This is a genomic window from Algoriphagus yeomjeoni (genome assembly GCF_003259505.1).
GTDB lineage: Bacteria > Bacteroidota > Bacteroidia > Cytophagales > Cyclobacteriaceae > Algoriphagus > Algoriphagus yeomjeoni.
The window spans coordinates 17,199-37,921 of record NZ_QLLK01000018.1 but is presented as its reverse complement, the minus strand read 5'-3'; the positions used below and the strand labels follow the sequence as shown (position 1 = coordinate 37,921).

Here is a 20,723-nt window from a genome sequence, read left to right as displayed (position 1 = left end):
TAGCAAGTTTAGAAAACGTCAACTTTAGAAACGCTAACAATTCTTAAGTGTCGTCTTTTAGTGGATAATCGTCTTAATCATCATCAACCGAACTCAGAAGCTTTCACCTCAATCGCTGCTTTCGCCTTTGCTATTGCTGACTTAACCCGAGCTAATTTTATAGAGGTACCAATCATAATTCTAGAGTCCAGAATCCAAAATTCAGGATCTTTCTTCCCTTTGGATTGATTAATACTTCTAAGCGTCACCGCGATATTTTCTGGAATATTGACGAGCTCGGCGATTTGTAAATCAGACAACTTATTTTTGTATCGGCTATGGATCATTTCGGAAGGAAAAATATGATCGTAGTCATAGGCATCACCACCTCTGAGTTCTTCTCCTGTGTAAGTATCTATGTAAAAAGCTATTCCATTACCACGCTTCACAGCATCGTAATGAAGCAAGGCTTTCACACGCTCAAAGGCACGGTTGATCTCACCGCGATGGTATGGTCTAAGTTCTTCTATCATAAAGCTGGAGAATGTTTCCCTTTATTAGCACCATCTGGATGGCGAAAGCATGGCGCGGCAATAAGATTTGCTAAATTATTATTACTTGTCCCGCAGTACTTGCAGTCATACGTAGCCTTCTCTCCTCCTTCAAATAGCTTATGCTTCCCTTTATTCGATCCAAGCGGATGCCGGAAACAAGGCGAGCTGGTAAGGTTGGGAATAGAGGTGAATTTTGTTCCGCATTGTTGACAGAGGTAGGTGGGCATAAAATATTTTTAAGATCAAATCCTTAATTTTATTCTCCAACTAAAAATGATAACACTAATATATCTATCAGAATGTAAAGTATTAAAATAAGCAACCCCACCCATCCTGACCAGCCTAAATATCCTATGACAAAAAATATTGGTATCAAATAGGCAAGCACAAAAATAAATATAAGAAAAACACCTAATAATATACCTTCATTAGGAATTACAGCAAAAAGCACATATACTATTATAGCTAGTATAACTAAGTAAGAAAACCAAGAGAACAACTTCTGAGAATTCAATAGATGAAAGTTTCTTTCTATGCGCTTAGCAACAGTATATTCATGAAGTTGAGCCTTTTCCAAACCCGTATCTACAACATAAGTTTTTCCATTAACATCAACTAAATCATAGTCATTAAAAAATTTATCCCCAACCCTAGTTTTGCCATCAATAATTTCAAAATATATCTTTTCCTCATTAAAAACATCCAAATTGAGTCCTGTTATATTTAAGTCAATTTTAAATGGTCTATTCAAATCACTTTCATGCAGGATATTAAAATAAACAAGACCTTTCACTATAAAAATTGTTAAAATGCCAAAAATCAAATGTTTCATAACTGATTAGCTTCTTAAAATGGGCTTGCTTGGCTCAACCAAAGACTCTCCAAAAATAGATTTAAAAAAGCCTGTGTTCTTTTTATTTTCTAAATACGCCTCATAATCAACATTATATTGAATAAGATTTGCATCATATTCATTTTTTAATCTCTCTGTCCTCAATTTCATAGCCTGATCATGAGCCTCAATGAATGCTTCATTATCAAAACTATTCGTGAAATTTTTAATAACTTCTTCATAATCATATTCCAAATCCAACATAATCACCTCAATTATCATTAAAAAAATCTCTTCAGTCCTTTTAAACTTACATCCTAACTCAGTGTCATATAATAAATTGTTTACTCGAGTAGTATATTCTTCATTAATATCAAGTATTCTCAAAAGCTCAGTATCATCAATTAATTTCGGATCCTCCTTTGCTTCTTTTTTAAACTTTTTACTCTCCTCAAACATAGAGTTTAATAGACTTAATCCTGACTCTAAACCAAGTAATGCTAACTCGCCTTTTTGTTCTTTTGTACCCCAGCTCATTTTAAATAAATTTATATCTCAAATTGGATCTATCTTTTTTTCCTAGCCTCAAAAAATGCATCAGCTATTTTACCAATGATGTCAATGACCTTATTTATCATACTATCATTAGCATCTTTTTTTCCTTTTTCATAGCCATTTCTTGAACCGCCCCACTTTGAAGAATAGTCACCTTTAGCCATCACCAATGAATCAATGTTGAACATTCATAGTAAACTCGGTTATTGAAAGATTCACTTTCGCAATTCAAACAATCAGTAATTATCTCCATAGCTTTTGTTTTTTTATTGAATTTATAAAAACAAAAGCCCTAATTCCCCCACCAATTCACAAACGCCCCATCCCCATACATAACCGTCAATTTTCCCCATAAAAAATAACCACCCGCACCGTATAGCCTCTGGCATCCGAGCGAATTTCAAAGCTATTCTCCCTATACCCTGGAAGCAAACTCAGTTTCTCCCGGATCATTTTTAAGCCTTTGGAATCGTGTCTGTTTTGGGATTCTTGGTGCATGCCTACCCCATTATCTTGGACAATGCATCGGAGCTGCGTCGACGAGATGATTTCGTAACTGATCATTAGTTCTGGATTGGGATGCTCTGCAGGAAATGCATGAACAAAGACATTCTCCACCAAGGGCTGAATCAGCATAGGAGGAATCATAATCTCTTTTTGACGTTCCAAAGCATCACCGTTGATCTCCCATTTCATCCGATGATCCATGCGTGAGTTTTCCACTTCTATATATTGACTCAGGTAGCTGATCTCTTCTTCTAGCGAAACTTGAGATTTGCTACTTTGCTCCAGCGTGATTCTGATCAGCTTGCTAAACTTACCCAGAAAAGCAAGTGCCTGCGTAGTATCATTTTTCAAGATGAAATATTGTATACTATTAATGGCGTTGAATGTAAAATGCGGATTCATCTGGGATTGCAGGGCCTCCAGCTTGATCTCCGTCAGTCGTTGCTTGAGTTGTGATTGACTTCGGATTCGGTTTAGCCTGGTTCGATACAGCACAAAAACCATAGCTGCAAGTAAACAGATCATCGAAATGATAAACCAGGCCCTAAGATAAAAGGGCTTCGCTATAGAAAACTCCAGCAAGGAAATCTGTGTCAGTTTTCCTGAAAAATAGTCCAACACTTCTACTTCCAACTGATAATTCCCGGAAGGTAAATAAGGCAGTTCTACCAGAGGCTCCTCACTAAATGCCGTCCACTCAGCATCAGGCTTTATTCTATAATGATATCGCAATTTTGCTTCATTGAGCTTCCCCGTCGGCTTAAAGCGGATGGACAAAGAATTCTCCTTAGATGTCAGCAACAGCTTTTCCCCTTGATAAGCAAACCAGTTGAAGTTGTCAGCATTCACAGGTTTATTATTCACCTTCAGTTCTGTCACCACCAACCCCAACGGAGGATATTCTTGAGCAAGCAATTTGGGAAGGTTAATTATATAAAACCCTTTGTCCAAGCCTAGGTAGAGCTGATCAGCAATTTTCGCCGCACTTTTAAATACCCGCTTAAAACTCTTATTTCCTTCAGACCAAAACCTATTTTCACCGTCTTTCAAAATGTGTAATCCAAGCTCAGCCACAACCAAAATAGTCTCCTGATAGCTCTCAATAAATAAAATGGATTCTCCTTCCAGCTCCTCCTTTGGCCACTTCTTGAGAATTTCGAAATTGGGTTTGATTTTGACTTGATACAAATCTCCAAACTCCGTCCCCGCCAATAAAACCCCGTCTTTCAGGTAATGAAGTGTTTTGAACTTGGACTCATCCCATATTCCTTCATTTTTATATGAGAAAAAATTCTCTCCATCCCAGTGATACAAGCCATGAAACACCGATGCCAAGTAGTTACGTGTTTTTCCTTTCACCACTTTGGAAATCTGTAAAGGCGTCGATGAATCGGTAGGCTCAAAATAAGTGAACACAAAGTTTTTTGGGTCGGAATAGATCCGTACGCCAGCATAAGGGTTGGTTTCCAAGAGTTTTCCGTCAGGGGTAAAACCAATTGAAAACGCATGAACTGGCAGGTATGCCAAAAATACACCCTTCAAATCCAGCTGAAAAATACCAATATTGGTATTTGTCCAAAAAGAATTTCCTTCGAAATGAAGCTCATAAAACTCTATATCCTTAGCCGAAATCGAAGGGTCTAACTCAAAAAAGCCATCCATATGCTTCGGTATTTTCGAAGGAAAATCCCGAAAATAAGCTGCTTGAACTTTCTTAAAATCACCCAATTCTACCTGATTTGTCCCTTCTAAAGAATCTCTGATCTCCAAGCCTTGGTTACTCAATATTCCTAGATTCGACTCTTCACCGGCAATTCCCTTGACTTCAGCTCCGTCCAATTCCTCATAGAAAATTACCTCATCTAACCGGATCTGAAACAACCCTTTATCATGCGAACCCAGGTATAGCAACTCCCGCTTTTGATCCAAAGCACCCGAAAGAATGAAATTCGATGTCACTCCAAACCATTCATTTTGAGGGGCCATCTGCCCATCTTTTAATAGAAAAACGCCTCCGTCTTTAGAAAATGTACTTGCTGCCAGTAGGTATTTCTCTCCTTTGAGACCTTCTACACTTTTCCAGAAGATGGATTGCCCAAAGCTATGGGAAGGAGCTTTTCCTAAAATAAAATCAACAGAACTTATTTTTTTCACCGATCCTTTATCCGCCAAGAGCAAGCTGTCATTTTCAACAGAAACAGAATATATGGGCAGCCAATCGTTGATTTTTATGGTTTGGGGAACTTCATTTTCCCAAACAATCTCGTAGCTCCCACTTCGATAGGTAGAATAGAACAGGCGATCGTCAACTTCGAAAAAACCAGCGGTATAGTTTAGCTCACTTTTCTCTATGCTCGAAAGAATAGAACTGATTTCGAATGTTTCCAAATCAGCGATACTTACCCCATCTTCTGTCCCTATCAGCATCTTATTTTGGTAGGGATAAAAATGCCGGATTCTATTATCGGCTAATCCATCAGCGGTGGTAAATACATGGAATTTTTGACCGTCAAAAACAGAAATCCCTCCGCCATAACTTCCAAACCAAACATTCCCTTTTTTATCTTCAGCTATCGCCCAGCAACTATTAAATCCCAACCCATCAGATTCATAGAAATTTTGAAAAACTCCATTTTCAAGTTTTGAGACACCATTTTCGGTGCCTATCCAAAGAATCCCTCTTGAATCTATCAAAAGCGATCGAATGGAATTATTAGGCAAACCATCCGCTGTAGTGAAGTTAAACGAGGGTATTTGCTGGGCTTCTACAGAAAAAGAAAAAACTAAAGCCGTTAAAAAAAACAGGAAGAGTATCTTAATAAAACCCATTAGTTAAAGTAGAGCTCTTTCGGACTGAAACAGATATTTTGTCGCCATTTCTTAAAATCATAAAACCTTCTTTTTTGTCATAGCATAGGAATTTGGTAGAATTAGCCAAAAAAGAATGATGTAGCCGAACAAAGAGATTGCTTTCTTCAAAACGCTTGGTGAAATGCCCTATTGGCTTTGAAATCAACAATTTCCTCCCGCCTTCCAAGTGAAATTCTGTATAATTCCCATCCGCTTTGAGGTAGAGAATATCGTTTAAATTCACATATTCTATGGTGTCCTGCGTATTTAGATCAATAATGTTGTGAGAATTGATTTGATTTTTGATACTCACCAATGTTTCCTCAATCGCATTCGGCTTTCTTTTCTCTTCAAATCGCACTATGGTCTTTTGCAATTCAACGGAATCTATTGGCTTTAATAAGTAATCAAAAGCTGCATGTTTAAAAGCAGGAATCGCGTGATCCTTATGCGCTGTAGTGAACACCACTTCAAAATCCCGGTGAGGAAAAATTTCAAGAAGAGTGAAGCCACTTTTCTGGGGCATCTGTATATCCAAAAAAACCAAATCCGGATCATTTTGCTGAATAGCCGACACTGCCTGATCTACCGAATTACACAGAGCTATGAAGTCAAACTTATTTGGAAAATGTAGCTCTAGAAGCATTTTGAGCGTTTCCAGTGCATGCTTCTCATCGTCAACAAGAATTGTTTTGATCATGGGTTTTGACATGGCTTTAAAAAGTTAAGCTTGAAAATATTACTAAATAGTTTCATGACAATGCACTACTGTCATGTTTTTGCGATTAAGTGATGTAGAAGAGAGTGAATAGATAGTAGTTATAAACCAAAAAAAAGCCATCCGATTTCTCAGATGGCTTTCCATATTTTCAAGTTTCTCTTAAACTAAAGTCGTCAAAATTTCATTCAGCGTAGCACTTGGTCTCATCGCTTGAGATGCTAAAGCTGCATCTGGTCTGAAATAACCACCGATATTTACAGGCGTTCCTTGTGAACCATTCAATTCATTCACAATGTCAGCTTCCTTCACTTCCAAAGCTTGAGCCAATGGAGTGAATTTAGCCTTCAATTCTGCATCTTTGCTTTGCGCAGCAAGGGCTTCAGCCCAGTAAAGCGCAATGTAGAAGTGGCTTCCTCTATTATCCAATTTGCCCACAACTCTTGCTGGAGACTTATCATTTTCCAACCATTTGCCTGTCGCTTGATCAAGAGTTTCTGCCAAAAGCAAAGCTTTGTCATTATGGAAGGTTTGTCCCAAATGCTCCAATGAAACTGCCAAGGCAAGAAATTCACCCAAGGAATCCCAACGTAAGTGGCCTTCTTCTACAAATTGCTCCACATGCTTAGGTGCAGATCCGCCAGCACCGGTTTCGAATAAGCCTCCACCATTCATCAACGGAACGATAGAAAGCATTTTCGCAGAGGTTCCTAATTCCAAAATCGGAAACAAATCTGTCAAATAATCTCTCAATACATTTCCGGTGACAGAGATGGTATCCAAACCCTCTTTGATTCTAGCCAAAGAGAAATTCGTTGCCTCTACTGGCGAAAGAATCGAGATTTCAAGACCTGTTTGATCGTGATCAAGTAAGTATTTGTTTACTTTTTTGATCAATTGCGCATCATGCGCTCTATTCGGATCCAACCAGAAGATGGCAGGAGTGTCAGAAAGTCTTGCTCTGGTCACAGCTAGTTTCACCCAATCCTGAATCGGAGCATCTTTCGTCTGGCACATTCTCCAGATATCTCCTGCTTCTACATCATGGGAGAAAATCTCGTGATTGTTTTGATCCAATACTTTCACCGTACCTGCATAAGGAATCTCAAAAGTTTTATCATGCGAACCATATTCCTCAGCTTTTTGAGCCATCAATCCTACGTTAGGAACTGATCCCATAGTAGAAGGATCAAATGCTCCGTGAGCTTTGCAGAAATTGATCGTGGCCTCGTAAACACCAGCATAAGATCTGTCTGGAATGATCGCCTTGGTATCCTGAAGCTTGCCCGCTTTGTTCCACATCTGACCGGAAGTTCTAATCATCGCTGGCATAGAAGCATCGATAATCACATCACTAGGTACGTGTAGATTGGTAATTCCTTTATCCGAATTAACCATAGCCAAATCTGGACTAGCAGCATAACAGGCATCAATATCCGCTAAGATTTCAGCTTTTTTATCTGCAGGAAGTTTTTCAATACTTCCTAGCAAATCGCCAAATCCATTATTCACATCCACACCAGCTTCTTCCAGCGTAGCAGCGTGCTTTGCAAACACCGGAGCGAAAAATACTTTCACAGCATGCCCGAAAATGATAGGATCTGATACCTTCATCATTGTAGCCTTCATGTGGATGGAGAAAAGCACACCTTGGGCCTTTGCTTCAGCTTTTGCTTTTCTAAGAAATGCAGTCAAAGCCGAAATGCTCATCGTAGAAGCATCGATCACTTCCCCAGCCTGAATTTTCAATCCAGATTTAAGAATCTCTTTTTTACCATCTGCGCCATGTAGTTCAATGGAAACCACTGCTGCATCAGCCATGGTGTGCGACTTTTCACTTCCGTAAAAATCACCTTCCGTCATGCTATCCACATGTGATTTGGAATCTGCAGACCATTTGCCCATGGAGTGCGGATGCTTTCTCGCATAAGCTTTTACTGCCTGTGGAGCTCTTCGGTCGGAGTTACCTTCACGGAGAACCGGGTTCACAGCAGAACCTTTGATTTTATCGTATTTGCCTTTGATGGTCTTTTCGGCTTCAGTTTTAGGTTCCTCTGGATACTCCGGAAGTGCATATCCTTGAGCTTGAAGTTCTTTAATGGCAGCCTTCAACTGTGGTACGGAAGCTGATATATTTGGAAGCTTTACTATGTTAGCTTCTGGTGTTTTCGCGATATCACCTAGCTCAGCCAAGGTGTCTGGCAGCTGTTGCTCAGAAGTCAAAAACTCCGAGAAGTTGGAAATAATTCTACCGGAAAGGGAAATATCACGCGTTTCCACGGACACACCTGCGGATTTAGTGAATGCTTCTACAATTGGTAATAGGGAATACGTGGCCAAAGCCGGAGCTTCATCTGTCAGCGTATACAGGATTTTTGGAGTTTGGTTACTCATGGTTTTAGGAATTCAAAAAGACAGGTTATCCCCTGAACCTTCAATTGACCTTCGTCAGGTCAGCTCCATTTCAAACGGTTGTTGGATTGGAAAAAAGAGGATACAGGGTTTTAAAATATTGGGGCTAAAATACGGAAAATATCCTTGTTTCAAATTCCACTTACATAAAGTACTGGTTGTCTGAAATAAGGATTATTTGATCGAAAAATTATCAGAATCCATCCATGCCGGAAACTTCTCCCGATAAGAATCCAAAGCCTCTGCATCCAAATTAAACGCAGTGATTGTCTCTCCTTCTCCAAGAAACTCCAGTTGATTCCCTTTGAAGTCATAGACTGCAGAGTGTCCGTTATATGCGATTCCATTTCCATCTGCTTCTACTCGATTTACTCCTATAGAATAGGATAAATTTTCGATAGCTCTTGCTGGCAATAGCGCATCCCAGGCCGAAACTCTCGCTGCCGGCCATGATGCTACATAAAAAATGAGATCATATGCCAACTCCCCATCGATCATTCTATTTCTAGACCAGATCGGAAATCTCAGATCATAACAAACCTGAGGGCAAATCTTCCATCCATTTAACTCGAAAATCGGTAATCTATCTCCAGCAGAAAAAGATTGATCTTCATCTGCCATTCGGAACAAGTGGCGCTTGTCGTAATGCTGGATCATTCCGTCAGGACTTACCCAGAGTAAGCGATTGTAAAACTTACCATCTACTTGGATAATCGCACTTCCAGTGATTGTAGCATTCTTTTGCGCAGCCAACTGACGCATCCACTTGCAAACAGTCAGGTTCATAGGCTCAGCTAGCTCAGCCGCATCCATACTAAATCCCGTCGGGAACATTTCCGGCAGGATAATCAAATCCACCCCCTCTTCTACTTGCCAAATCTTCTCTTCCAGCATTGCCAGGTTCGCAACTTTATCTTTCCAGTAAAGTTTCGTTTGAATCAGTGCTATGTTGAGTTGGGGAGATTTGATCATTTCAGAGGATAGATCATGCGGTAATCAGTGGAGATTTTGCCCTTGCTCACATCGACGAGTTTGGACTTCACGAGGCGTTTTTTGAGACCTTTCAAATAATCCACAAAAAGGATTCCTTCTAAATGGTCAAATTCATGCTGAATCACCCGAGCCGTCATTCCTGAGAATTCCTCCTCTTTCAAGTTCCAGTTTTCATCGTAATACTCTATAGTCAGTGTCTCTGGACGTGTGATCTCTGCATGAATTTCCGGTATACTCAAACACCCCTCCTCAAACGTATAATCATCACCATATTCCTCCAGGATTATAGGATTGATAAACGCACGTCTAATCCCAACTTCCTCATCTTCCTCGTTTAGCATTAGAGTACTATCGATGACAAATAGGCTGATCCCCTGATTTATTTGAGGTGCTGCGAGGCCTACGCCATTTGCATTGTCCATCGTCGCAAACATACTTTTGATTAGCTCATCGAGCTCGGTTCCTTCAGTAATCTCCTCCGCTTCTTTCTTCAGAATTGGATTACCGTAAGCAACTATTGGATAAATCATTGTCTCTCTAAATAGGATTGTAGAATAATTGCCGCACTCACCTTATCCAGGTTTCCGGCCTTTTCTTTTCTGTCTTTCTTTTTACTTCCCATGGAAATCATGCTTTGCATGGCCATCTTGGAAGTGAACCGCTCATCGACGAGTTCTATTTTTTTATCGGGAAAAGCCTTTGAAAGCCGATCCTTCATAGTAATCACTTTGGGAGTCATTTCATTATGCTGACCATTCAACCTAGTCGGAAAACCTAGAACTATTGTGTCTACCTCTTCTTTTCCAAAATAATTTTTCAGATACTCAAGTAGCGTGGAAGTCTCGATGGTATCCAATGGATTGGCCAACATTTTTAAGGTATCTGTAACGGCAAGACCGGTTCGTTTGGTTCCCAGATCAATCGCGATTATTCTGGGCATCAGTTTTTTCCGGTTAGTTTTCTGAACTGTCGCAGTGCTTCCCTTTCCAGCTCCACAGCTTTAGGAAAGAGAAGTTCATCTTCTATTTTTGCATGGATTCTAAGTTCCAGTTCGAAGTTCTGCAACTCGTGATAAAGCACCTTCATCGTGAGTGGGGCGTCTGGAGCTAAGGAATAATCAGCTGTCAACTTTCGGATCCCTTCCATCTCATCGTCGTGAATCTCATGCTGATCTGCGAGCATGTGAATTGGGTCCCTTTCCAAAACGGTAATTGCATCTGTCAAAGAGAACCTGTTTTCCTCAATCTCCTGAAGTAATTCAATTCTCTTGAAGAGTCTACTTTCCTCCTCATGAATGTGGTGGATAAAATCCTCTACAAAGAGCGGAAACATAATCCTAAGATCCGCCATTAATGAAGCGTAATGAGGCTCAGGGACTATACCAGAGATGATATTGGAAAGAAATGGCAGTTCTTGACGTACAAAGTAATAGTGCTTTTTTTTCAAATATGCCACCAAGACCTCAATTGGATTCAAATACAACTCTTCAGTAGACGGCTCCTTTCGCTGAGCCCAAGATTCCAACTCTAAGCTTAACTGACTTGAATGCACCTTATGTTTTTTACAGACTACCTCAAGGGACTCGGTAGGGTATTGATAGAAACTGATTCCGAAATAATGAAGCACAGAAGCAAAGACGTAGTTTTCAGAAACTAAGTCTCCTATGAGTGCCTTTTCAAAATCATCTCCAGATCGCATGGTGCAAAAATAATTTTTTTTAACAGAAAAAAGGGGAATAAATTGAGCCATTATATACTTCCCTCGTATAAACATTTGTAACCTTTATCAAAAGACTCTTCGATATGAGGGGGAAATTGGGTAATTTACAGTAACAATAAAGAAATATAACCAACTGAAAGAGAAAGCCGTGAGCGAGACAAAAAACACTAAATCCCAAATCAGACTTCCCATAATTTTGGCATTAGCCATCTCAGCTGGAATATGGATCGGGGCAACTTTTGCTGAGCCAAAAGGAAATCAAAATGATCTAAGGGCTGCACTTTATAAGCTTCAGGAGATAATGACATATGTCAACAGAGACTATGTAGACAGTGTCAATTCCAATGAATTAATAGATTATGGCATCAATAAGATGTTGGAACACTTGGATCCACATACTTCCTACATCCCTGCAAAAGACGCTTCAATCGTGCAATCCCAACTGGATGGTGAATTTGATGGCATTGGAGTAGAGTTTGGAATCATACGAGATACAATTTATGTAGTAGCACCATTGACTGGCGGGCCTTCAGAAGCACTAGGTATTCAATCTGGCGATCAAATCATCAGAGTAGACGGTGAAACTATGGCTGGTGTCGGCGTTACTAATAGAGACGTCTTTGAAAAACTACGTGGACCAAAGGGTTCCGTCGTAGTGGTGGATATGAAGCGAAAAAACCAGAAGGAGCTGATCGAGTACAGAATCACTCGTGACAAGATCCCTCAATACAGCATCAATGCTTCTTACATGGTCAATGATGAAATTGGCTATATAAAAGTAACCCGATTTGCCGCCACTACTTATGATGAGTTCAAAGAAGCTGTTTATGACCTAAAAGTAAAAGGCATGAAAAAATTAGTCATTGATCTTCAAGGCAACCCAGGCGGATACATGGGAGCTGCGATTAATATGGCTGATGAACTATTGGGAGGAAAAGCTTTGATCGTTTCTCAAGAAGGAAAAGTTGACCAATACAATCAAAAAGCTTTTGCATTCAAACCAGGCTTATTCGAAGAAGGACCAATCATCGTACTTGTGAATGAAGGTTCTGCATCAGCTTCAGAGATTCTTGCCGGAGCTATTCAGGATAATGACCGAGGTTTGATTGTAGGTAGAAGATCTTTTGGAAAGGGTTTAGTACAAATGCCGATAGACTTGTCTGATGGCGCTGAACTAAGATTGACTATCGCTAGATATTATACTCCATCGGGAAGATCTATTCAGAAACCTTACGGAACTGATTACGAAGCTTACGAAAGCGATTTTATGAATCGATACAAGCATGGGGAATTTTTCTCTTCTGATAGTATCAAGTTCAATGACAGTTTGAAATATGAAACGGTAAAAGGACGCACGGTCTATGGAGGCGGAGGCATTATGCCTGACTATTTCGTTCCGTTGGATACTACAATGAATTCTGCTTATGTAAGCAGGCTTTTCAACTCTGATTCGGCACGAGAATTTGCACTTGACTACGTAAACGAAAACAAGTCTAAATTCGAAGACATGACTATAGAGCAGTATTATTCTGACTTTACTGTTAGTGACGCAATGCTGAATGATTTGGTAGAATATGGCAAGAAGAATAAGGTTGACTTTGATGCCGCTGACTTCAATAAATCAAAAGACTATCTCAGAATACTCATGAAAGCACATGTTGGAAGACAGATTTATGATGATAGTGCATTCTACAAAGTGGTGAATGACATCAATGAAGTTTACCTTCAAGCGATCAAGTTATTTGATGAGGCGGAGAAAATAGCTATGGCAACTGATCTTCATGAAGAAGAGGAAGAGTAATCCTCATTCCTAGATTTATAGTGGAAAGCATCCGACTAGTCGGGTGCTTTCTTTTTTTAACCTTATATTACTTTCAAAACAACTTCAAATCACCTAACATTAGGAATTAAAACACGCCATACTCGCATCCCCATGAAAATCTTATTCACCATCTTACTATTATCAATAACCATGAGCACCTTTGCCCAGATCAAAGTCAACCATATTGCTGTCCATGTCAGCAACCTTGAGGAAAGCAAAGAGTTTTATCAGAAAATAGTAGGCTTGAAGGAAATCGAAGAGCCATTCAAAGATGGCCTCCATGCTTGGTATGATATAGGAAGTGGAGCTGCTCTTCATATCATTGAAGCTGCAAATGTCCCAACTCAAATCTCTAAAGTGAACCACCTCTGCTTCAGCATGAAGGATATGGATGCTTTTATTAAAACACTAGAAAACACAAATTACCCCTTTGAAAGCTGGCTTGGAGAAAAAGGCAAAGTAACCATTCGAGTTGATGGCATTCGCCAGATATACATTCAGGACCCTGATGGTCTTTGGTTAGAAATCAACGATGCTTATTAATTAGTTGTAGCTCATAAAAAAACCCGGACTTCCATCCGGGTTTTTACTTATCTGATCATTTTGACGATTTATTAGTTGTCATAAAGTTTCTGAGGCCAGCTATCATTTCCAAGATTCACATCCGGAAGAAGCTTAGCAGGATCTATAACTACACCCGCTACTTTTTTATCTGTTTTCAGCAAGTAATTCCAAGTATCTCCACGCTGCCAAATCTCTACAGGAAGCATTTTCTGCTCGGTTGAGCCATCATCATAGGTGATCTCCAATAATACTGGCATTGGCATATCTCCCTTATTTGCCAATACTATGACATAGTTACCTGCATAAGGTACCACTGCACTTACACCCAAATCAATGTTGCCTGTGCCGTAGAACCATCCTTGCCAAAACCAAGAAAGGTTTTCACCAGCTACATTTTCCATATGATTGAAAAAATCTGTTGGCTGTGGATGCTTATACGCCCAAGTCTTGATGTAAGATTTGAATGCATTATCAAATCGCTCATGACCAAGAATGTATTCGCGAAGCATCAGCAAACCCATTGCAGGTTTGTTGTAGGCTAGCATCCCTAGGTTACCTATGTTCACTACATCTGGATATGTGTCAATCCCTTCTCTGGTCTCGCTTGTAAAGAAATTTGTATATCTACGAGTTTCGTTCAAATTTGATGGATACTCTCCGTCATTGAAAGCTTGTGTACTGTAATGGTTGATGAACGTGTTGAATCCTTCATCCATCCAAGCATAACGGCGCTCGTTAGTTCCTACGATCATTGGGAACCAATTGTGACCAAACTCGTGGTCCGTCACTCCCCAAAGGCCTTCACCTTTGGAATTATAGCTACAGAAATTCAACCCTGGATACTCCATCCCTCCTATATCAGCTGCTACGTTAGTCGCTGTTGCATAAGGAAATTCAAACCATTTTTCAGAATAATGCTCGATAGAAGCTTTGCTGTATTCAGTGGATCTTGACCAAGCTTCCTGTCCATTGGATTCTCTTGGGTAAACAGACTGAGCCAAAATTTTCTTTCCGCTTGGTAGATTGATCTTGGCAGCGTCCCAAATAAATGCTTTGGAAGTCGCAAAAGCAATGTCACGGCTATTTTCAATGGCAAAGTGCCAAGTGACATTTCCATTCTGCTTAGGTCTAGTCAATTCCGTATTCCCAAGCTCAGCTGCTGTGATCATCATCACCGTAGTATCGCTGTCTTTAGCTTTTGCGTAGCGATCCAGAAGCTCCTTACTCAATACTTCTTTAGGATTCAAAAGCTCACCTGATCCTACCACGATGTGGTCATATGGAACGGTCACCTTGTAATCGAAATTACCATATTCAAGGTAAAACTCACCAGCACCTAAATAAGGCTCGACATTCCATCCTTCTATGTCGTCAAACACCGCAACTTTTGGATACCATTGTGCAAAAGCATAAATCCAACCATCCTCTACCTCAAGTCTTCCCATTCTGTCCATTCCTTCTACTGGAACTTTAAAAGAAAAATCCATAGAAACGGTAGCCGTTCCGCCTTTTGCTGGAATAGGCTCATTGAACCAAACCTGCATTCTAGTATCCGAAACAATGTGTTTAGAAGAAACAGATCCTTTAGAACCAACTTTAGCTTGAAGATTAGCAATCTCATATCCTCCATCTACATCACCGTTGTAGCGGTTGCCTTGGATCGGCGTAGTCAATGTACCTCGTGAATCCTCGGTAAACCTATTCTGCTCCATTTGCATCCAGATGAAATCAAGATTCTCCGGGCTATTATTGGTGTAGGTAAGCGTGATATTACCAGTAAGAGTGTGCAAGGAATCATCCAAGGTCACCGCGATTTGATAATCCGCTTTGTTTTGCCAGTAACCTACGTTAGGTTTTCCGGAAGCAGAACGCGTGTACGTACCCTTACGATTGATGAATTCACCAAACTCTTTTTGATTGTTTTCTTTTACTTCCTGAGCAAAAGAACCACTAATTCCTGCGAGCATTGCCCCTCCGAAAAGCAGCTTAATTAAAATTTTCCTACTCATATATATAGTTGTTTTAACCCTAAAAGTAAGAATTGCTAGGTTAAGCTCTAGGATATTTTATACCAGTACCACTGCTTTAACGAATTTTTAGATATATCTCATTATTGGAAAAAGCATATTTTCATTCCACTTTTGAGCTACTAATTACGATCAACCCATGCAAAAATTAGGTTTACTAATATCTTTCTTGGCATTTTCAGCAGCTGCATTTGCCCAAACTGACACGACAACCCAGGATTTAGGTGAAGTTTTGATTCAGGAAAATAGAATCCAGATCCCTTTTTCCAAACAGAGTAGAAATATCTCTTTAGTAAGTAAACTACAGCTTGAAACAACTCCGGCGAGGAGTTTAGCAGAGGTATTATCCTTTGTACCTGGTGTGGATATTCGGCAACGAGGAGTAACTGGCGTACAGTCTGATGTAAGTATTCGTGGTGGCTCTTTCGAGCAAACTCTTATGCTTCTGAACGGCATCAAACTCAGCGATCCGCAAACTGGTCATCACATGATGAACATACCAGTTCCTTTAGTCAATATTGACAGAGTAGAAGTTTTGAAAGGCCCTGCATCACGGGTTTTTGGGCAAAATGCCTATGCTGGAGCAATCAATGTAATCACCGAACTAAGTGATAAAAGCTACGCCAGAGTTCAGGGCTATGCTGGTGATTTCGGTATGAAAGGTATCAACTTTGCAGGCTCACTTCCAATTGGAAACTACAAGCAAAACTTGGCAATTTCCTACGATGATTCAAATGGACATTGGTATAACTCCGACTACCAAGTGAGTAATATATTCTACGAAGGTGGACTTAACATGAATGAGAAAAACGAGCTGAAAGGCATGGTTGCTTATACGGACAGGAGTTTTGGCGCAAATGGTTTTTACTCCAGTTCCTTTCCTGACCAGTGGGAAAGTGTACAGACCACCCTCGCTTCTTTGAGTCATACACTGACACAAAACAATTTTTACCTCAACACAAGAGCATATTTCAGAAGAAATACTGACGAATACGTTCTTAGAAGGAATGAGCCTTCTTTCTACCAAAACTTCCATACCACGGATGTTTTTGCTTTGGAGGCAAACGGAAAATTTGATACTAAACTTGGTACCACAGGGTTTGGCTTAGAAACTAGAAAAGAAGCAATCGAAAGCACAAACCTTGGAAACCGTGCCCGTGTGTTGACAGGGATATTTCTAGAGCAACTGGTGAACCTAGGTTCAAAAGCAGATTTGCGTGCCGGAGTTTATTCTAACTACTATTCTGAATATGGCTGGAAGCACTTCCCTGGAGCAGAATTTGGCTTTCAAGCGACAACTGACTTGAGACTTTACTCAGGCTATGGAATCAGCTACCGCATACCTACCTACAATGACTTATACTATGTAGGCCCAACCAATATCGGAAATGATCAACTTCAGCCAGAGCAAGCTCAAAACTTTGAAATTGGAGTTAAATGGTCTAAATCTGGGCTTTTCGCTGAACTGGTTTATTTCAGTAGAAGTACCGATAATCTAATCGAGTGGACCCGACCTGATGCTGATACTCCTTGGCAGCCACAGAATTTCAGCGAAGTAAAATTCAACGGCATTGAAGCTTCTTTGAATTATAGAGTTAGCCCGAATGGTCAGGTAGTTCAAGTAAAAGAACTTAATCTTTCCTATAACTACATCAACGCCGACCTGATCAATCAACCAGGTATAGAAACACGATATGCGTTGACAGCTTTGAATAACCAGGCAATTGGTGGAGTGCTTGTTGGGATTGGTCAGAAATTAGAGTGGAACACCAAAATGAGATATGTGGAGCGAATGAATCAAGATCCTTATTTCCTGTTGGATATGCGGGTGGATTACAACCGAACGGGCAAAATTGGAGTTTTCACGGAGGCCTCTAATATTACAAATGAAGACTATGTGGAAGCAGGAACTGTGCAGATGCCAGGAAGGTGGTTTCGAGCGGGGTTTATGTTGAATTTTGAGTAGTAGAAAATAAATTTGTAGGACGATGCACATACTGGCTTGAAGACCGGTGACGGATGACCAGTGTAGCCTTATCTAAAATTTGGCATGACCCTAGGAGGTTCTAGATCCTTTATTTGCTAAGCAAATGTAGGCTGTTTCATAATTGAAGCAGCCTATTTTTCTTGCCAAAAAAGTAAATTAACAGGCAATTCGACATAAAAAAAGCCTTAGAAATTATTCTAAGGCTTATGTGGGAGTTGAGGGATTCGAACCCCCGACCCTCTGCTTGTAAGGCAGATGCTCTGAACCAACTGAGCTAAACTCCCAAGAAATAATTTTAACTCACTGTTGAGTTATTAGAATAAGATGTGGGAGTTGAGGGATTCGAACCCCCGACCCTCTGCTTGTAAGGCAGATGCTCTGAACCAACTGAGCTAAACTCCCATCTTTGTATCCCTTTCCGTTCGTAAGGGAATGCAAAGGTAATTTCTATTTCCTCTTAAGCAAATACATTTTGAAGTATCGAGCCTAAACTATTGAAAATGAGAAAGAATATTTATAAAATATTTTCTAAAGGAAAATGTCACAGCCTAAATATCAAACTTAATCCCTTGCGCCAGCGGCAGCGTAGATGAGTAATTGATGGTATTTGTTTGGCGACGCATATAAGCCTTCCAGGCATCCGAACCTGACTCTCTACCTCCACCGGTTTCTTTTTCACCACCAAAAGCACCGCCAATTTCTGCTCCTGAAGTACCGATATTCACATTCGCAATTCCGCAGTCAGATCCAGCCACGGAAAGGAAAGCTTCTGCTTCACGCATATTGGTAGTCATTATGGCTGAAGACAAGCCTTGAGGCACACCATTTTGCATTGCAATCGCTTCTTCTATCGTGCTGTACTTCATCAGATACAAAATCGGAGCGAAGGTTTCATACTGTACAATCTCAAAGTGATTTTCTGCTTCATAGATAGCTGGTTTCACATAGCATCCAGACTCATATCCCTCACCATCTAGCACTCCACCTTCAACCACTTCCTTCCCTCCTTCTTTCTTTACTTTTTCTATGGCCGCCAGATACATATTCACCGCATCTTTATCGATCACTGGACCTACGTGGTTCTTTTCATCCAAAGGATTTCCTATCACGAGTTTGGTATATGCAGTGGATAATCTTGATTTGACCTCCTCATAGACATTCTCATGGATAATTAATCGACGAGTACTCGTGCATCGCTGTCCCGCAGTTCCTACAGCTCCAAACAAAGCACCACGAATCGCCATATCCATATCTGCATTTTCGGTAATGATAATTGCATTGTTTCCACCAAGTTCCAATAATGACCTACCTAATCTTCTTCCGACTGATTCTGCTACTAATTTGCCCATCCGGGTAGAACCTGTAGCTGAAATCAATGGTATCCTCGAATCATTTGACATCAACTCTCCCACTTTGTAATCCCCGTTGACTATTGAGCAAATGCCTTCAGGCATCCCATGTTTGGCAAAAATCTCACTTGCGATAAATTGACAGGCAATCCCTGAAAGTGGTGCTTTTTCAGAAGGTTTCCACACACAAACATCACCACAAACCCAAGCTAAAGCAGCGTTCCAAGACCAAACGGCAACTGGAAAATTAAAAGCAGAAATTACTCCTACTATACCAAGTGAGTGCCATTGCTCGTACATCCTATGCCCTGGGCGCTCAGAATGCATAGTCAAACCATAAAGTTGGCGCGAAAGCCCCACAGCGAAATCACAGATATCAATCATCTCCTGCACCTCTCCTAGTCCTTCCTGATAGGATTTCCCCATTTCGTAGGAAACAAGCTTACCTAGATCCGCCTTCTTTTCACGAAGTGCATTGCCAATTTCCCGTACTATTTCCCCTCGTTGAGGGGCAGGAACTTGTCTCCAACTTTCAAAGGCAACTTGAGCTTGAGCTATTACTTCCTCATAGGCTTTCTTGTTTGTTGGCTGCACTTTTCCGATCAAAGTAGCGTCCGCCGGCGAAAAAGAAGAAAAGGATGATTCTCCAGAATCAATCCAGTTGACGCCAGTAGATGTGCCTAAGTTTTCTGATTTAAGTCCGAGTCGATTCAAAGAATTTTGAATTCCGAATTGATTTTCCATTGTAATTGAGGTTTTAATTCATTTAAAACCCAGTCCACCTATTTGAATAGACAGATGGGCTTTGATTTAATCTTTACTTATAATACGCACTGGATTCACCGTATTGAATTTCTTCTTAAAATTCTTTCCAGCGTAGATTTTATATATAAAATTAATTCTAAAATCGCCTGTGTTTACAGCTTGATCATAAGGACCTCCTTTGATCAGGTTTAGATTCTTATAAATATAGCTTGTAGTGATCCCAAATCTGGGGCCGGTATATCCGAAAAATCCTCGGACATAATAGGTTGGAGCAACTCCCCATTTCTTCTGCTCTTCCACATTATTCCACTTGGTATACCCACCGCTTAGATTTACAGCGGCTACACCCGTTAAATAAAAATTTCTCCAAAACACCAGAGTCCCTGCCATCCCTGCATTAGGTCCCGCCATAAAATAACTCGCCCTATCAAAGTTAATCAATTCAGTCTGTGGACTAAGCGGCAATAGCAGTGAGTCTCCTTTCATGTTCCCACCATATCCCTCAAAGCCCACAAAAGGAGAATATGCAGATTTTTTTTGGACGGAAGACTGGTTCCAGGCAGCAGCTATGGAAAGTTTATCACCAAAAAACAAATAATTCATGTTTAGTCCCAAAGAAATTTGACGTAAGTCTTTTCTCAGGTAATCTTCGTCAGAATTTGGACGATCTTCAGCATTTATCTTATAGCCATTATAAAACTGCCCAAAGAAATCCACTATGACCCTAGGTGCATAGATATGTGACTGCAAGTCCAAATTACCATTCCAATCGCCAATTTTATCAGGATACAAAAAGTTAACGGGAAAGGACACATTAATCGTAAGATCCTGATAAGTAAAGCCTAGCCCCATCTTCAGTCCCGAATTCGGCACTAGCATATATTTCTCGTTGGACTCTGGATTTCTTGCTACCAGTCTGGTGTATTTTCTACTAAAAAAAAGTCTGGAGGCCAAAATGTCTTTTGAGCTTTCCACGTAGCTGGAATCGTATTGAAACTTAGAATTCTGAGCAATAGATTGAGCGCTGAACAGTAGTAAAGGAAAGATTAGTAAAATCTTTAATCGGATCATTGTTGGTGAGGGCATTCGT

At 40.3% G+C, this 20,723-nt stretch carries 17 protein-coding genes and 2 tRNA genes; 3 read left to right on the top strand and 16 right to left on the bottom strand.

The features are described from left to right. Positions 1-83: 83 nt before the first annotated feature. From LV83_RS20230 to LV83_RS20175, 11 genes are all read right to left on the bottom strand, one after another. On the bottom strand, positions 84-512 hold the full coding sequence (locus tag LV83_RS20230) for a hypothetical protein (RefSeq protein WP_111613383.1): 429 nt from the start codon (positions 510-512) through the stop codon (positions 84-86). A 277-nt stretch (positions 513-789) separates the two neighbouring features. After that, on the bottom strand, positions 790-1,365 hold the full coding sequence (locus LV83_RS20220; protein WP_111613381.1) for a hypothetical protein: 576 nt from the start codon (positions 1,363-1,365) through the stop codon (positions 790-792). 6 nt (positions 1,366-1,371) lie between these two features. Then, positions 1,372-1,902, bottom strand: coding sequence for a hypothetical protein (locus tag LV83_RS20215; protein ID WP_111613380.1), 531 nt, complete (start codon positions 1,900-1,902; stop codon positions 1,372-1,374). A 29-nt stretch (positions 1,903-1,931) separates the two neighbouring features. Then, the gene (locus LV83_RS21450) at positions 1,932-2,108 is read right to left on the bottom strand and encodes a hypothetical protein (protein WP_158530634.1); all 177 of its coding nucleotides are present in this window, start codon (positions 2,106-2,108) and stop codon (positions 1,932-1,934) included. A 151-nt stretch (positions 2,109-2,259) separates the two neighbouring features. Further along, on the bottom strand, positions 2,260-5,256 hold the full coding sequence (locus tag LV83_RS20210) for a sensor histidine kinase (protein ID WP_111613379.1): 2,997 nt from the start codon (positions 5,254-5,256) through the stop codon (positions 2,260-2,262). After that, the gene (locus LV83_RS20205) at positions 5,243-5,977 is read right to left on the bottom strand and encodes a LytR/AlgR family response regulator transcription factor (RefSeq protein WP_158530633.1); all 735 of its coding nucleotides are present in this window, start codon (positions 5,975-5,977) and stop codon (positions 5,243-5,245) included. Before LV83_RS20205 ends, LV83_RS20210 begins: the two co-directional genes overlap by 14 nt. Positions 5,978-6,157: 180 nt before the next feature. After that, entirely contained in the window at positions 6,158-8,389 is a 2,232-nt protein-coding gene (locus tag LV83_RS20200; protein ID WP_111613377.1) for an NADP-dependent isocitrate dehydrogenase, read from the bottom strand. Between the two features lie 192 nt (positions 8,390-8,581). After that, positions 8,582-9,379, bottom strand: a complete 798-nt coding sequence (locus LV83_RS20190) for an amidohydrolase (RefSeq protein WP_111613375.1) — start codon at positions 9,377-9,379, stop codon at positions 8,582-8,584. Then, positions 9,376-9,930, bottom strand: coding sequence for a peptide deformylase (gene def, locus LV83_RS20185; RefSeq protein ID WP_111613374.1), 555 nt, complete (start codon positions 9,928-9,930; stop codon positions 9,376-9,378). Before def ends, LV83_RS20190 begins: the two co-directional genes overlap by 4 nt. Next, positions 9,927-10,340 (bottom strand): Holliday junction resolvase RuvX, encoded by a 414-nt coding sequence (gene ruvX / locus LV83_RS20180; protein ID WP_111613373.1) that lies wholly within the window; start codon positions 10,338-10,340, stop codon positions 9,927-9,929. Before ruvX ends, def begins: the two co-directional genes overlap by 4 nt. Then, the gene (locus LV83_RS20175; RefSeq protein ID WP_111613391.1) at positions 10,340-11,098 is read right to left on the bottom strand and encodes a hemerythrin HHE cation-binding protein; all 759 of its coding nucleotides are present in this window, start codon (positions 11,096-11,098) and stop codon (positions 10,340-10,342) included. Before LV83_RS20175 ends, ruvX begins: the two co-directional genes overlap by 1 nt. A 169-nt stretch (positions 11,099-11,267) precedes the next feature. Here LV83_RS20175 and LV83_RS20170 point away from each other — a divergent pair, with 169 nt between their 5' ends. Further along, positions 11,268-12,920 carry a S41 family peptidase gene (locus LV83_RS20170; RefSeq protein WP_111613372.1) on the top strand — a complete coding sequence of 551 codons (1,653 nt, stop codon included), beginning with the start codon at positions 11,268-11,270 and terminating at the stop codon, positions 12,918-12,920. A 132-nt stretch (positions 12,921-13,052) separates the two neighbouring features. After that, a complete protein-coding gene (locus LV83_RS20165; protein WP_245947115.1) occupies positions 13,053-13,484 on the top strand; it encodes a VOC family protein in 432 nt (143 codons plus the stop codon). Between the two features lie 71 nt (positions 13,485-13,555). On the opposite strand, the gene LV83_RS20160 is transcribed toward LV83_RS20165, so the two are convergent. Beyond that, the gene (locus LV83_RS20160; RefSeq protein WP_111613370.1) at positions 13,556-15,514 is read right to left on the bottom strand and encodes a M1 family metallopeptidase; all 1,959 of its coding nucleotides are present in this window, start codon (positions 15,512-15,514) and stop codon (positions 13,556-13,558) included. Between the two features lie 157 nt (positions 15,515-15,671). Between LV83_RS20160 and LV83_RS20155 the strand changes: the two genes are divergently transcribed. Beyond that, positions 15,672-17,498, top strand: coding sequence for a TonB-dependent receptor plug domain-containing protein (locus LV83_RS20155; RefSeq protein WP_111613369.1), 1,827 nt, complete (start codon positions 15,672-15,674; stop codon positions 17,496-17,498). Between the two features lie 230 nt (positions 17,499-17,728). Here LV83_RS20155 and LV83_RS20150 read toward each other — a convergent pair. The 4 genes from LV83_RS20150 to LV83_RS20135 form a co-directional block, all read right to left on the bottom strand. Further along, positions 17,729-17,803 (bottom strand) — tRNA-Val (locus LV83_RS20150). 43 nt (positions 17,804-17,846) lie between these two features. Next, positions 17,847-17,921 (bottom strand) — tRNA-Val (locus tag LV83_RS20145). A gap of 146 nt (positions 17,922-18,067) precedes the next feature. After that, positions 18,068-19,612, bottom strand: a complete 1,545-nt coding sequence (gene amaB / locus LV83_RS20140; protein ID WP_111613368.1) for an L-piperidine-6-carboxylate dehydrogenase — start codon at positions 19,610-19,612, stop codon at positions 18,068-18,070. Between the two features lie 66 nt (positions 19,613-19,678). Further along, complete coding sequence (locus LV83_RS20135; protein ID WP_158530632.1) at positions 19,679-20,704, bottom strand: DUF4421 domain-containing protein; 1,026 nt, start codon at positions 20,702-20,704, stop codon at positions 19,679-19,681. Between the last annotated feature and the right edge of the window lie 19 nt (positions 20,705-20,723).

What these genes read in the sequence shown, in the direction of transcription:
- LV83_RS20230 (WP_111613383.1), bottom strand. Translation starts at nt 512, where the DNA reads ATGATAGAAGAACTTAGACCATACCATCGCGGTGAGATCAACCGTGCC.
- LV83_RS20220 (WP_111613381.1), bottom strand. Translation starts at nt 1,365, where the DNA reads ATGAAACATTTGATTTTTGGCATTTTAACAATTTTTATAGTGAAAGGT.
- LV83_RS20215 (WP_111613380.1), bottom strand. Translation starts at nt 1,902, where the DNA reads ATGAGCTGGGGTACAAAAGAACAAAAAGGCGAGTTAGCATTACTTGGT.
- LV83_RS21450 (WP_158530634.1), bottom strand. Translation starts at nt 2,108, where the DNA reads ATGTTCAACATTGATTCATTGGTGATGGCTAAAGGTGACTATTCTTCA.
- LV83_RS20210 (WP_111613379.1), bottom strand. Translation starts at nt 5,256, where the DNA reads ATGGGTTTTATTAAGATACTCTTCCTGTTTTTTTTAACGGCTTTAGTT.
- LV83_RS20205 (WP_158530633.1), bottom strand. Translation starts at nt 5,977, where the DNA reads ATGATCAAAACAATTCTTGTTGACGATGAGAAGCATGCACTGGAAACG.
- LV83_RS20200 (WP_111613377.1), bottom strand. Translation starts at nt 8,389, where the DNA reads ATGAGTAACCAAACTCCAAAAATCCTGTATACGCTGACAGATGAAGCT.
- LV83_RS20190 (WP_111613375.1), bottom strand. Translation starts at nt 9,379, where the DNA reads ATGATCAAATCTCCCCAACTCAACATAGCACTGATTCAAACGAAACTT.
- def (WP_111613374.1), bottom strand. Translation starts at nt 9,930, where the DNA reads ATGATTTATCCAATAGTTGCTTACGGTAATCCAATTCTGAAGAAAGAA.
- ruvX (WP_111613373.1), bottom strand. Translation starts at nt 10,340, where the DNA reads ATGCCCAGAATAATCGCGATTGATCTGGGAACCAAACGAACCGGTCTT.
- LV83_RS20175 (WP_111613391.1), bottom strand. Translation starts at nt 11,098, where the DNA reads ATGCGATCTGGAGATGATTTTGAAAAGGCACTCATAGGAGACTTAGTT.
- LV83_RS20165 (WP_245947115.1), top strand. Translation starts at nt 13,053, where the DNA reads ATGAAAATCTTATTCACCATCTTACTATTATCAATAACCATGAGCACC.
- LV83_RS20160 (WP_111613370.1), bottom strand. Translation starts at nt 15,514, where the DNA reads ATGAGTAGGAAAATTTTAATTAAGCTGCTTTTCGGAGGGGCAATGCTC.
- LV83_RS20155 (WP_111613369.1), top strand. Translation starts at nt 15,672, where the DNA reads ATGCAAAAATTAGGTTTACTAATATCTTTCTTGGCATTTTCAGCAGCT.
- amaB (WP_111613368.1), bottom strand. Translation starts at nt 19,612, where the DNA reads ATGGAAAATCAATTCGGAATTCAAAATTCTTTGAATCGACTCGGACTT.
- LV83_RS20135 (WP_158530632.1), bottom strand. Translation starts at nt 20,704, where the DNA reads ATGATCCGATTAAAGATTTTACTAATCTTTCCTTTACTACTGTTCAGC.